This window comes from Xanthomonas sp. NCPPB 4037 (assembly GCF_041475695.2).
Taxonomy (GTDB): Bacteria; Pseudomonadota; Gammaproteobacteria; order Xanthomonadales; family Xanthomonadaceae; genus Xanthomonas; species Xanthomonas campestris.
Genome location: NZ_CM191261.1, coordinates 941,502 through 953,509 on the forward strand (window position 1 = coordinate 941,502; position 12,008 = coordinate 953,509).

Below are 12,008 nucleotides of genomic sequence, written 5' to 3' on the forward strand. Positions count from 1 at the left end.
TCTTCGATTCCCGATTCCCGATTCCCGATTCCCGATTCCCGAATGTCTGACGCCCGTACCCAACACGCCGATGCCCTCATCGGCGAACTGCAGCGCGAACACGGCGGTCGGCTGACCGTGTTCCTGGGCGCAGCGCCGGGCGTGGGCAAGACCTACGCCATGCTCTCGCGTGCGCGCGAGCGGCTGCGCCAGGGCGTGGATGTGGTGGCCGGGGTGGTGGAAACGCACGGCCGCAGCGAGACCGCCGCGTTGCTCGATGGCGTGCCGCTGCTGCCGCGCGCGCAGGTGAGCTACCAGGGGCATGCGCTGGAGGAACTGGCGCTGGATGCGCTGCTGGCGCGCAAGCCGCAGCTGGCGTTGATCGACGAACTGGCACATCGCAACGTGCCCGGCAGCCGCCACGAGCGCCGCTGGCAGGACATCGTGGAGTTGCTGGACGCCGGCATCGACGTCTACACCACCGTCAATATCCAGCACCTGGAAAGCCTCAACGACATCGTGCTGCGCATCACCGGCGTGCGCGTGTCCGAAACCGTGCCCGATGCGGTGTTCGACCGCCTGCGCGACATCGTGCTGGTCGACCTGCCACCGCGCGAGCTGATCGAGCGTCTGCAGCAGGGCAAGGTGTATCTGCCCGAGCAAGCCAGCCAGGCGCTGCAGGCGTTCTTTTCGCCTTCCAACCTCACCGCGTTGCGCGAGCTGGCGATGCAGACCGCCGCCGACCGCGTGGACAGCGATCTGCGCGACACCCAGGCCGCGCGTGGTCTGCCGGGCACGGCGGCGTTGCGGCGGCATGTGGTGGTGGCAATCGACGGGCGCGGCAGCTCGGATTATCTGGTACGGGTGGCGCGGCGGCTGTCGGAACGCCGCGACGCGCCGTGGACCGTGGTGACGGTGCAGACACGCACCGTGGCCGATGCCGCCTGGCAACTGGAGATCGACCGCGCGTTCGCGTTGACGCGCCGGCTCGGCGGCGACACGGCGCTGCTGCATGGCGCCAACGTGGCCGATGCCTTGCTGGATTTCGCCTCGCAAAACGGCGTCTCCACATTGGTGTTGGGCCGCACTCGCGAGCGCCCGCTGGCACGCATGTTCAACCGCACGCTGACCCAGCAACTGCTACAGCGCGGCGCACATTACGAACTGGTCATCGTCAGCTCGGGCGATGCGCGTGCCCGCGCGCGGCAACGCTGGCGTAATCCCGGGCAGTGGCTGCAGCGTTACGACCTGGCCTATGCCGCCATCGCCGCTGCCGCCGCGGTGGCGGTGGCCTGGGTGATCCAGCGCTGGACCGACATCGATGACCTGTCGATGGTGTTCATCGTTGCGGTGGTGCTGGTGGCCTCGCGCACGCGCATGGCCGCAGCGGTGATCGCCGCACTGCTGAGTTTTGTCGCCTACAACTTCTTCTTCATCGAACCGCGTTTCACCTTGCACATCAGTGCGCGCCAGGGCGTAGTGACGGTGTGCCTGTTCCTGATCGCCGCGCTGGTGGCCGGGCGCCTGGCTTCGCGTCTGCGCAGCCAGGTGCTGGCCCTGCGCGCGGCCAATGCGCACGCCAACGCATTGCAGGCGCTGGCCCGCCAGCTCAGCACCGCGGCCGATCTGGGCCAGGTGCTGGAGGCCGGTCGGCGTGCGCTGGCCAGTGCGCTCGATGCAGAGGTCTGGCTGCGGCTGGAACAGCGCGAGAGTGAGGCGCCCACCAGTTTCAGTGCACTGGACCGCAACGCCGCCGACTGGACCCAGCGCCACGGCCAGCCGGCCGGCCGCTTCACCGACACCCTGGCCGGCGCACAGTGGTGGTGCCTGCCGGTGCGGCATGAGCGCGGCACGCTGGGCGTGGCGGCGTTGCGCTTCCGCCAACAGCTGCAGCGGCCGGGCCTGGAGCAGCGCCGCCTGGCCGAGGCGATGGTGGAAGACATCGGCCAGGCCGCACTGCGCACGCGCTTGGTTGCCGATCTGGAAGGCGCCCGCGTCAGCGGCGAAACCGAACGGCTACGCTCGGCGTTGTTGTCGTCGGTCTCGCACGATTTGCGCTCGCCGCTGGCCTCGATGATCGGCTCAGCCAGCAGCCTGGCCGAATATGGCGAGGCGATGGACGCCACCGACCGCCGCAGCCTGCTGGAGACCATCCAGCTCGAAGGCGAGCGGCTGGACCGCTATATCCAGAACCTGCTCGACATGACCCGGCTCGGCCATACCGGGCTGACCTTGAAGCGCGACTGGATCGGCGTGGACGAGTTGATCGGCTCGGCCACGCGGCGGCTGCAGCGCTACCAGCCGCAGGTGCGCCTGCAGCTGGACCTGGCGCCGGAGCTGCCGGCGATCTGGGTGCATCCGGCGCTGGTGGAGCAGGCCATCTTCAACGTGCTGGAAAACGCAGCGAAATTCTCGCCGCCAGGCGTGGCGGTGACGGTGCAGGCCCGGCTGCAGAGCGGCGCCTTGCAGATCGAGATCGGCGACCAGGGCCCGGGCATTCCCGAAGACGAGCGTGCGCGTATCTTCGACATGTTCTACAGCGTGGAACGCGGCGATCGCGGTCGCCACGGCACCGGCCTGGGTCTGACCATCTGCCAGGGCATGATCGGCGCACATGGCGGTAGCGTGGAGGCGCTGGCCGGCCCGCATGGTCACGGCACCACGATCCGCATTACGCTGCCGCTGCTCGTTCCTGCCGCGCCACCTCGCCCCGATGCCGACTGACCCGACTGCCATTCCCCCCGCGCGCGTGCTCATCATCGACGACGAGCCGCAGATCCGCCGGTTTCTCGACATCAGCCTGCGTGCGCAGGGGTACCGCGTGCTGCAGGCTGGTACCGCCGAAGAGGGCCTGGCCACGCTGGCCGGGCAGGGCGCCGAGCTGGTGGTGCTGGACATCGGCCTGCCCGATCGCGACGGCCACGAGGTGCTGCGCGAGATCCGCCAGTGGTCCAGCGTGCCGGTGATCATGCTCACCGTGCGCGCCGGTGAAACCGAGAAGGTCGCCGCACTCGACGCCGGCGCCAACGACTACGTCACCAAGCCCTTCGGCGTGCAGGAGCTGATGGCCCGCATCCGCGCGCTGCTGCGTCAGGCAGGCGCCGGCAACACGGTGGAAGAAAGCGTGTTCGACGATGGCCGCCTGCATATCCACCTGGGCCTGCGCGAAGTCACGCTCGATGGCGAAGCAGTGCCGCTTAGCCGCAAGGAATACGCGCTGCTCGCGCTGCTGTTCAAGCACGCAGGCCGCGTGGTCACCCAGCCGCAGTTACTGCGCGAGGTGTGGGGCCCCACCCATGAAGAAGACACGCATTACCTGCGCATCCTGGTCGGCAAGCTGCGCCAGAAGCTGCACGATGATGCGGCGGCGCCGCATTACATCGTCACCGAACCGGGCGTGGGCTTGCGATTTATCGGTGGTGGGCGCTGAGTGTTGCGTTGCGCCGGTCGCGTGGCGCTATCTCATTGGTGCTCGTGGTGTTTTGCGTGCCTTCGTTGAACGATTGACGCTGAGGCGTCATACGCTTGGTTTGTCAGTCCGATGCCGTTTGAGGCCTGCCCGCACGTTGTCGTGTCCACACCAATGCACTGCGCAATCGTCATGCTCGCCACAGGTGATTGCTGTGGTGGTTGGCCGAACGCCGCAATTGTGATCGCTCTGGCTAACGCCACTGTGCCGTGATCCAAGAGCGGCTAACAAAACGTAGCGAGCAGTCGCCTAACGGCTGCGCAGTCGTTTTGATAGTTGCTCTAAATGCCCAGCGCTTGCGGATGGCAGGGTTCTGGCGTTGTTCGAAATCAAGCGTGGGCGCGGCTAGGTTTTATCGAGAAAGCGCTCGCGCCCGAGGGCGCTCCTACCTGGGGGCGGGTCGTGTCATAGCGACTGCTTTGTTGCCGCGCAGGCGTAAGTACGGATCGATGCTGCTTCGAAATAATATAGACGGGCTCATTCGCACGCCATCGGCACTTGGTTGCATCACTCACACGCTGAGCAACGGGCCACTACTGCGCCGCCCACGCAGCGAACGAAACGCAGCAGCAACTGGCAGCGCGCGCGCTTGCAGCTTCCAGCTGCCGGCCTTCCTCCATGCCGCATTCGCCGCTCGCCAGCACCGCATCCATCATTCCGCGCATCTCTACCGCTGCATCACGGCGCCGGCGGCAGCACCTTGCCGGGGTTCAAGATGCCATCCGGATCCAGTGCGGCCTTGATCGCGCGCATGGCCGCGAGGGTGGGTGCGCTGAAGGCCTGGGTCATGAAATCGCGCTTGGCCACACCGATGCCGTGTTCGCCGGAGAGCGTGCCTTCCAGCGCTATTACCAGCGCAAACACGCGCGGCAGTGCCGCCTGCGCGCGCGCCGTTTCATCGGCGTCGTCCGGGTCATGCATGATGTTGACGTGCAGGTTGCCATTGCCGGCATGACCGAAGGCAACGATCGGTACCGCAAATTCCACCGCCAGTGCTTCCACACCAGCGACAAGCTCAGGAATGCGCGACACCGGTACCACCACGTCTTCGTTGATCTTGCCCGGCTTGATCGTGCGCAATGCCGGCGACAACGCACGGCGTGCCGCCCACAGCTTGTCGCGCGCGCTGCCATCGGCGGCGATGTCCAGGCTGAGGACGCCATCGCCATCAGCCGCGTCGTGCAGGGCCTGCAATGCGTAGGGCAGGGTGTCGTGATCGCCATCGGCTTCGATCAACAGCATCGCGCCGGCATCGGGCACGTCGCTGCCATTGCGGCGCAGTAGCGCAATTGCGCTGGCATCCATGAATTCCAGCATCGTCGGCGTGGTGGGTTGCGCCATGATGCGCGACACCGCCGCCGCCGCGCTGGCGGCATCGCGGTACAGCGCACGCACACCGGCTTGTGCCACGGCTCGCGGGGTCAGCTTCAGCGTCGCTTCGACGATGATCGCCAGCGTGCCTTCGCTGCCGACCAGCAAATGGGTGAGGTCGTAGCCAGTGGAATTTTTTGTGTAGGCGCCGCCGCAATGAATGACATCGCCGGTGCCGGTCACCGCGACCAAGCCGAGCACGTTGTCGCGGGTGGCGCCGTATTTCACCGCACGCGGGCCGCCGGCATTGGTCGACAGGTTGCCGCCCACGCTGCAGATCTCCGCGCTCGATGGATCCGGTGGCCAGAACAGGCCATGCGGCTGCAAGGCCTGCTGCAAATCGCCATTGAGCACGCCCGGTTGCACCACCGCACAGCGGTCGGCCGGGCGCAACCCCAGGATGCGGTTCATGCGCGCCATCGACACCACCACGCCACCCGAGAACGGCACTGCCGCGCCGGTGGTGCCGGTGCCCGCGCCGCGCGCCACGATCGGCACGCCATGCGCGCGGCACGCCTGCACGATCGCCACCACCTCGTCGGTGTCGCGCGGCAGCGCCACCGCACCCGGCAATGCCCAACGCCGCGAATCGTCCTCGCCATAGCGGCGCCGCACGTCTGCGCCGGTCAGCCAGCCTTCCGGTCCAAGCCGTGCGGCCAGCAGGTCGGCCAGCGCGGTGGGAAGTCCATCAGTCATAACGCGTGATCCTGTGGTGTCGCGCGTTGGAGGCATCGCCACCCAAGCGCCGCGACGGTGAGCGGCAGCCATACCCAGCGCAGCTCGGAGAGCAGCACGGTGAGGCCACGCGCATTGAAGAAATTGCCGGCAAACGGCGAGACCCGAATCGGCCGCCACGGCGCAAACCAGCGCACATCGCTCCACGGCCAGGCCAGTGCCACGCCCAGGCCGCCGGAGGTCATTGCATCGAGCAGCGGATGCGAAGCGGTGCAGATCAACAGAAACACCGCGGCCTGCAGTGCGTCGGCGCGCAGCAGGCGATGCGCGCCGACGCCCAGCGCAGCCATCAACACGGCAAACAGCAGCGAGTGACTGGCGCCGCGGTGGCCGAACGCATCGGCATACGGGATGTGCAGTGCAAAGGCGGCCACGTCGGCATCGGGCAGCATTGCGGCCACCACGCCGGCGGCAAGCAGGCGCGGGCTGATGCGTCCGCGCTCGCTGGCACACCAGAGCGCCAGCGGCACCGCGGCGTGAGTCATGATGGTTGGCATCGAACGGGCTCGTTGCTCAGCAGTCGTCTAGCCGAAATGCGTCGCGGATCCAGTGCAGCAGCGGCGGCTCGCCGCTGGCCTCGACCACATCGAACCGGCACGGCAGCGCCGCGAGCGCCGGGTGGGCGGCAAGGAACAGTTGCGCGGCCAGTACCAGCTTGCGGCGTTTACGGAAATCCACCGATGCCGCGCCGCCACCGAAGCGTGCGTCGCGGCGGTAGCGCACTTCCACGAACACCAGCATCGGCCCGTCGCGCATCACCAGATCGAGTTCACCGCCGCGGTAATTGGCGTTGCCCGCCACCAGCCGCAGCCCGGCCTGTTCCAGCTGCGCGCGCGCGGCGGCTTCCACCGCTGCGCCACGCTGCTGGCGGGCCGCCGGCATGGGCTCAGCGGCCGTCGGCGATCGGGACCGGCCGGCCACCGTTGAAGGTGGACCATGCCGGCGTGCGCAACACATTGCCGAACCCATCCAGATGCAGGGTGCCGGTGGCGCCGCGCAGGCCGCCGTCGCTGCCGGTGGCGAGCTTTTCCAGATACGCGCTGATCTTCCAGGCGTCGTAGCCGAACGCGAACAGGCGTGCCGCCGGGCCGCGCGCGCTGGGCAGGGTGCTGGCGACCTGGCTGGCTGCCGGCAGGCCGGACACGCCCAGGGCGGTCCAGGTCTCGCTGGGGTAGACGATGCCGTCCAGCGCCAGATCGTCTTCCACCTTGCCGGTGCCGGCCACCAGCTGCGAGGTGCCAACGCGCGACTTGCCGGCGAACCCGCTCAATGCCAACTGCGGCGCCAACGCGCGCGCAGTGTTGCCGCGCACCGCCAGGAACACCGCATCGGCGGTGCCGTAATTGCGCAACTGCGCGCCGATGTCGCCCGGCACATCGGCCACGCTGATGCTGCCGGCGATGGTGCCGCCGCGTTCGCTGAAACGGTCGCGGAAGGCCTTGATGGTGCGCTTGCCGTTGTCGTCGCTGGTGCCGACGATCAGCACATTGCGGCGTTCGCGCGAGAGCAGATATTCGGCAGCCATGATGCCGTCGTCTTCCGGCGCCAGCGAGAACCCGGCGCTGCCGCTGGGCGGGGCCTTGTTGTCGGTGGGGCGGTTGAGCGCCAGCACCGGCACCGCGAGCTGGCCGCGCGCAAACAGCGCGCTGACCTCGTCGCGGCCCAGCGGGCCGACCACGTAATCCACGCCCGCACCCACGGCCTTGTCGTAGGCGGCATTGGCGCCGGCGGCGGTGCCGGCGGTGTCGAAGAAGCGCAGTTCCGGGCGGCGGCGGGTCTCGGCGTAATAGCCGGCCAGCAGGCCGTCGCGTACCGGCGCCGAGGCGGTGGCCAGGTTGCCGCTGAGCGGCAGCAGCACGCCCAGCTTCACCGGCGGGCGGTAGCCGTCGCGTTCGGCCGGCGGGCGCTTGCTGGTGTCGAAGCCCCACTGCGCGTCACGTTCGAAGGCACGCGGCAGCGGCAGGCCACGGCTGATCAGCGCGCGGCCGGCGAAGTTGTACAGCGGGTCGCCCGCCGGCAGCGCGGCGGTGCGGCCCTTGAGCGTGGCGTCGTCGAGCGCGGCGAGCAGGCGCACGATGGCGCGCTGGTTCTCGCTGCGCGGTGTGCCGGTCAGGCTGGCGTCGGCGCGGGCGCGGTCGGCCGCGGCACCGAACAGGTCGCCGGTGGCTTCCAGCGCGGCAGCGCGTGCCACCAGCCAGCGCGTCTGCAGCGGCTGGGTCAGCCCCTGCGGGCTGTCGCCCAAGGCCTGCAGTGCCTGTGCGGCCTGCTTGTCGATCACCGCCAGCTCGCCGGTGAGCAGGTCAAAGCGCGCGCGGTCCTCGCCGGTGAGGTGGCGCGCGGTGACCTGGGCCAGCAAGGTGCGGGCGCGTGCATCGTCGCCGGCATCGTGCCAACCGAACGCCGCCGCAGCCAGCAGGCGGCTGCGCTGCGCACCGCTGGCGCTGGCTGCCTCGGCTTCCAGCTGCTGCGCGGCCTCGCGCGGCTTGCCCTGGTCCAACAGCGCCAGCGCCGCGCTCTGTGTCGGCGAAGCGGTCTGGGTGACGCTGCTGGTCGCGCAACCGGCGGCCAGCATGACCGTCAGCGAGAGGGCGGAGATCCTTGCAACACGCTTGTTCATTTCAGATCCATTGGACAGGGGCCGCCAGGGCGGACCGTTAAAAGCGCTACGATTCTACTCTTTGCCCTTGAGAATGCCGCTGATGACGTCCCCCGGAACCCTGCACGTGGTCGCCACGCCGATCGGCAACCTGGCCGACCTGTCGCCGCGCGCCCAGGAGACGCTGCGCGGTGTGGCCGCCATCTGTGCCGAAGACACCCGCCATACCCGCCAGTTGTTGAGCCATTTCGGCATCGACCGCCCGCTGCTGGCCCTGCACGACCACAATGAAGAAGCCATGTCCGAGCGCATCGTGACCCGCCTGCGCGAGGGCGAATCGCTGGCCATCGTCAGCGACGCCGGCACCCCGCTGGTCAGCGACCCGGGCTTCAAGCTGGTGCGTGCCGCGCGCGAGGCCGGCATCCGGGTCAGCCCGGTACCGGGCGCCTGCGCCGCCATCGCCGCGCTCAGCGTCGCCGGCTTGCCGAGCGACCGGTTCGGCTTTGAAGGCTTCCTGCCGGCCAAATCCGCTGCGCGTCGCGAGCGGCTGTCACGCCTGGCCGGCGAGACCCGCACGCTGGTGTTCTACGAATCCTCGCACCGCATCGTCGAGTCGTTGGCCGACCTGCGCAGTGCCTTCGGCGACGACCGCCCCGCGGTGATCGCCCGCGAGCTGACCAAGCTGTTCGAAACCGTGCTCGATGGCAGCCTGGCCGACCTGCAGGCCCAGGTCGAAGCCGACGACAACCAGCGCAAGGGCGAGTTCGTGGTGATGGTGCAGGGCGCCGCCGATGCCGCCGACGGCCAGCTCGCCGAAGGCCGCCGCGTCTACGCCAAGCTTGCCGAACACCTGCCACCATCCACCGCCGCCAAGCTGGCCGCCGAGCTGACCGGCGCGCCGCGTAAGGCGTTGTATGGCGGCTGATGCCGTTGTCGTAGGAGCGCGCTTGCGCGCGATGGAGCGTTCTTGGCCAAGCCCTGATTGCGCGCAGTCGCGCTCCCTGCATCGGCCAGCCAACTTGCCGCGCCGTTCTGCACGGCAGCGATAGCGTAGAATGCGCCCCGGCGGAGTCGGCCAGACAGTCGCGTCACTCGCAAGAGTGCCGAGGAAAGTCCGGGCTCCATAGGGCAAGGTGCCAGGTAACGCCTGGGCGGCGCAAGCCGACGGAAAGTGCAACAGAAAGATACCGCCTACGTTCCCTTCGGGGAGCCGGTAAGGGTGAAATGGTGCGGTAAGAGCGCACCGCGAGTCCGGTAACGGACCGGCACGGCAAACCCCACCTGGAGCAAGACCAAATAGGGATCCATTGGCGTGGCCCGCGCTGGATCCGGGTAGGTTGCTTGAGCGCTGCGGTGACGTAGCGCCTAGACGAATGACTGTCCACGACAGAACCCGGCTTATCGGCCGGCTCCGCCGCCTTGCTTTGGGCATCGCCCAAAGCTTAAGGCGCCCACGCTTCGTACCGCCTGCGGCAGTACAAAACGCGGGTCCCGCTCCGGGCATGCCAAATCCCCGCGGCTATCGCCGCGCCCCCTTGACTCAAGGGGGCTTGCACTTGGGTGCACTGCTGGGCGCTTTGCCTTGGCTGCGATCAATGCGATCTGGTTGCTGCGGTCATTGTTACGTGGCTTGGGCTTGGGCTTCGCCCTCGTGGCCGACGACGCGTTGGTGTTTCCCCTGCGGCCGTGTTTGGCGCTTAGCCGAATGAGCGGGTGAACATTTCGTCCAGGGCGTCGATGATGGTTTGGCCTTGGTCTTTCAGGGAGCCGGCAGGTTTGCTGAGCGCCGCCAGCGGCACCGAGGTCATTTCCAGGGGCTGCAGGATGACGCTGTGGCCGGACACCGTGAGTTCCGGGGTGAAGCGGGATGGGGTCGGGGAGTGGGTGGACTTTCGGACCAGGGGCACGACGACGCGGCGAGGTGAGGCGTCGAAGATCTTTGACTGGACGACCACCACGTACGGGATGTTCTTGTTCTGGCCGACGTTCGCGTAGACATCGAACTGGTCGGTCATAGCGTGGAGAACTCGTCGGCGAAGGAGCCGTGCGCGTCGGTGAAGGTCTTCCATTCGCTTGCGGCGCGTTGCAGCTCCATCGCTCTGGCGCTGTGGCTGTCGCGCTCTTTTGTCACGTAGTCGGCCAGCAGTTCTTCGACCTTTGCCGACAGGTTGCCGGTCATCGCCCGTGCCTGCGCGGCCAAGTCCGAGTTGATGGTCAGGTTCAGCGGCTTTTTTTGCGCGGAAGTGTCGTAGTAACGGCTCATGATTGGCATCCTGGCATTCATGCGCACGCTATGCGCATGAATGCGCATTGTCAATGCATGCCGGCGACGTCCAGCCGTGTATCGCCCTGAAAGACACCATCCGGGCCGAAGCGGCGCTCGTGGATGAAGCCGCTGCCCTGGTAGTCCACCGCCACGATGGTGCTGGCGCGGGTGCCATAGCTGGCGCCGCGGATGAAGGCCGCCGAGAGCAGGCGTTCGGTGGCGCGGTCCACGCCGGTGTGCGGGAGGTCAGCATCTGCGGCAGTAGCGGGGTTGGCCAAGGCCGTCCACAACGGCTGCAGGTCGTCGCTGCCGCTGTCGCACCAGGCGGCCAGTGCTTGCGTCAGCGCGGTGGTCTTGGGCCAGTGCGCATCCAGCGGGCCGTTGGACATGCCGTGGATTCCCGGGGCGAGGGCGCGTGCCAGTGCTGGATGGTTGCTGAGGTGCTCGCAGCGCTCGGCGTCGCACAGCAGCAGATTGAAGGGCGGGAACTCCTGCCCGGCAGCCGCCAGTTCGCGCGCGTAGGTGGCCGCGTCTGCGCTGCCGGAGAGGTAGTCGGCAATCAGGTGGCCGCGCGAGCGGCCGGAGGCGGTGGCCAGCGGGTCGCGCACGTTGGTCACGACGGCGGCGCGTCCGTCCAGCCCCAGGCCCACCCAACTGCCGCCGGAGCGCAGGTCGCGGCCCGCCAGCACGCGCTCGGCCGGCGCCGCCCATTGCGCCAGTGGCGCGGTGGGGCGCTCGTGGAATTCATCGCGGTTGCCGGCCAGCAGCAGGCGCCAGCGCGGGTGGGTTTTCCAGGCAAGAGCGACCAGGCACATACCTTCTATTGTCGCTGGTTTGCGCAGTTGAGGTCTGCAGCTGGCGCAGCGTGAAGTGAGACAGCGGTCGGGTTTACATGGCCTTCACGCCCCTGAATTTTTGTTCAATCTCAAAATCTGAGACGAAACAGCAACTTGTGGATAAGCTTTGAACAAGTCTCTAAAGAGTGCTGCAACTCATTGATGTGACTAGCGATTTGCGCCTTTGAAAACTGTTGACAACCTTTGACGCACTGCTAAGGTGGGCAACGGAGGGAAAACCAGGCTTTTTGTGGTTTTTCGTGGTTCAATGATCCCCCAGGCGGATTTTCGAGGTTGCATTCGGTGTTTCAGGGCGAGACGGCCATCACGGTGGACGACAAGGGGCGTATGGCGGTGCCAACCGCATATCGCGACCTCGTTGCGCGCGTGAGCGGCAATCGCCTGGTGCTCACCTACAACCCGTTCGAAGCCGGATGCCTGTGGCTGTACGCGGAAAAGGAGTGGGAGCGGGTGCGTGACGATGTGATGTCCAAGCCCAATACCCAGCGCGTGGTCCGCACGCTGCAGCAGAAGCTGGTGGGTTCCTCGGCGGTGCTGGAGCTCGACGCCAATGGCCGTCTGAGCATCCCCGCCAGCCACCGCAATGCGGTCGGCATTGAAAAGAAGGCCGTGCTGTTGGGCATGGGCGACAAGTTCGAACTCTGGAGCGAGCAGGCACATCGCGCACTGATCCAGCAGACATTGTCTGACGGGGATCTGGGCGATGAATTGCTCGATCTCAGGTTGTGAGCCGGG

General features: G+C 67.6%; 11 protein-coding genes and 1 other RNA gene. 5 read left to right on the plus strand and 7 right to left on the minus strand.

The features are described from left to right. Window positions 1-42: 42 nt before the first annotated feature. A complete protein-coding gene (locus ACCQ01_RS04135; protein ID WP_042597566.1) occupies window positions 43-2,703 on the plus strand; it encodes a DUF4118 domain-containing protein in 2,661 nt (886 codons plus the stop codon). After that, window positions 2,693-3,409, plus strand: coding sequence for a response regulator (locus ACCQ01_RS04140; protein WP_042597568.1), 717 nt, complete (start codon window positions 2,693-2,695; stop codon window positions 3,407-3,409). Before ACCQ01_RS04135 ends, ACCQ01_RS04140 begins: the two co-directional genes overlap by 11 nt. 717 nt (window positions 3,410-4,126) lie before the next feature. Here the strand turns inward: ACCQ01_RS04140 and ACCQ01_RS04145 are convergent. From ACCQ01_RS04145 to ACCQ01_RS04160, 4 genes are read right to left on the minus strand one after another with little or no spacing between them, the layout of a single operon-like run. After that, complete coding sequence (locus tag ACCQ01_RS04145) at window positions 4,127-5,515, minus strand: FAD-binding oxidoreductase (protein ID WP_228431533.1); 1,389 nt, start codon at window positions 5,513-5,515, stop codon at window positions 4,127-4,129. Continuing rightward, window positions 5,512-6,051, minus strand: a complete 540-nt coding sequence (locus tag ACCQ01_RS04150) for a metal-dependent hydrolase (RefSeq protein WP_228431534.1) — start codon at window positions 6,049-6,051, stop codon at window positions 5,512-5,514. Before ACCQ01_RS04150 ends, ACCQ01_RS04145 begins: the two co-directional genes overlap by 4 nt. A gap of 16 nt (window positions 6,052-6,067) precedes the next feature. Then, window positions 6,068-6,436 (minus strand): YraN family protein, encoded by a 369-nt coding sequence (locus tag ACCQ01_RS04155; RefSeq protein WP_011035949.1) that lies wholly within the window; start codon window positions 6,434-6,436, stop codon window positions 6,068-6,070. 4 nt (window positions 6,437-6,440) lie between these two features. After that, the gene (locus tag ACCQ01_RS04160; protein ID WP_228431535.1) at window positions 6,441-8,171 is read right to left on the minus strand and encodes a penicillin-binding protein activator; all 1,731 of its coding nucleotides are present in this window, start codon (window positions 8,169-8,171) and stop codon (window positions 6,441-6,443) included. Window positions 8,172-8,253: 82 nt separating this feature from the next. Between ACCQ01_RS04160 and rsmI the strand changes: the two genes are divergently transcribed. Continuing rightward, a complete protein-coding gene (rsmI, locus tag ACCQ01_RS04165) occupies window positions 8,254-9,075 on the plus strand; it encodes a 16S rRNA (cytidine(1402)-2'-O)-methyltransferase (protein ID WP_011035951.1) in 822 nt (273 codons plus the stop codon). A 142-nt stretch (window positions 9,076-9,217) separates the two neighbouring features. Continuing rightward, window positions 9,218-9,567: RNase P RNA component class A (gene rnpB, locus ACCQ01_RS04170), an RNA gene on the plus strand. Between the two features lie 280 nt (window positions 9,568-9,847). On the opposite strand, the gene ACCQ01_RS04175 is transcribed toward rnpB, so the two are convergent. From ACCQ01_RS04175 to ACCQ01_RS04185, 3 genes are read right to left on the minus strand one after another with little or no spacing between them, the layout of a single operon-like run. After that, the gene (locus tag ACCQ01_RS04175; RefSeq protein ID WP_228431536.1) at window positions 9,848-10,165 is read right to left on the minus strand and encodes a CcdB family protein; all 318 of its coding nucleotides are present in this window, start codon (window positions 10,163-10,165) and stop codon (window positions 9,848-9,850) included. Then, window positions 10,162-10,413, minus strand: a complete 252-nt coding sequence (locus tag ACCQ01_RS04180) for a type II toxin-antitoxin system CcdA family antitoxin (RefSeq protein ID WP_029217148.1) — start codon at window positions 10,411-10,413, stop codon at window positions 10,162-10,164. The genes ACCQ01_RS04175 and ACCQ01_RS04180 overlap by 4 nt, the downstream gene beginning before the upstream one ends. A gap of 50 nt (window positions 10,414-10,463) precedes the next feature. Further along, window positions 10,464-11,231, minus strand: coding sequence for an NRDE family protein (locus ACCQ01_RS04185; RefSeq protein WP_228431537.1), 768 nt, complete (start codon window positions 11,229-11,231; stop codon window positions 10,464-10,466). A gap of 324 nt (window positions 11,232-11,555) precedes the next feature. Between ACCQ01_RS04185 and mraZ the strand changes: the two genes are divergently transcribed. Next, entirely contained in the window at window positions 11,556-12,002 is a 447-nt protein-coding gene (mraZ, locus tag ACCQ01_RS04190) for a division/cell wall cluster transcriptional repressor MraZ (protein ID WP_003485296.1), read from the plus strand. Window positions 12,003-12,008: the final 6 nt, after the last annotated feature.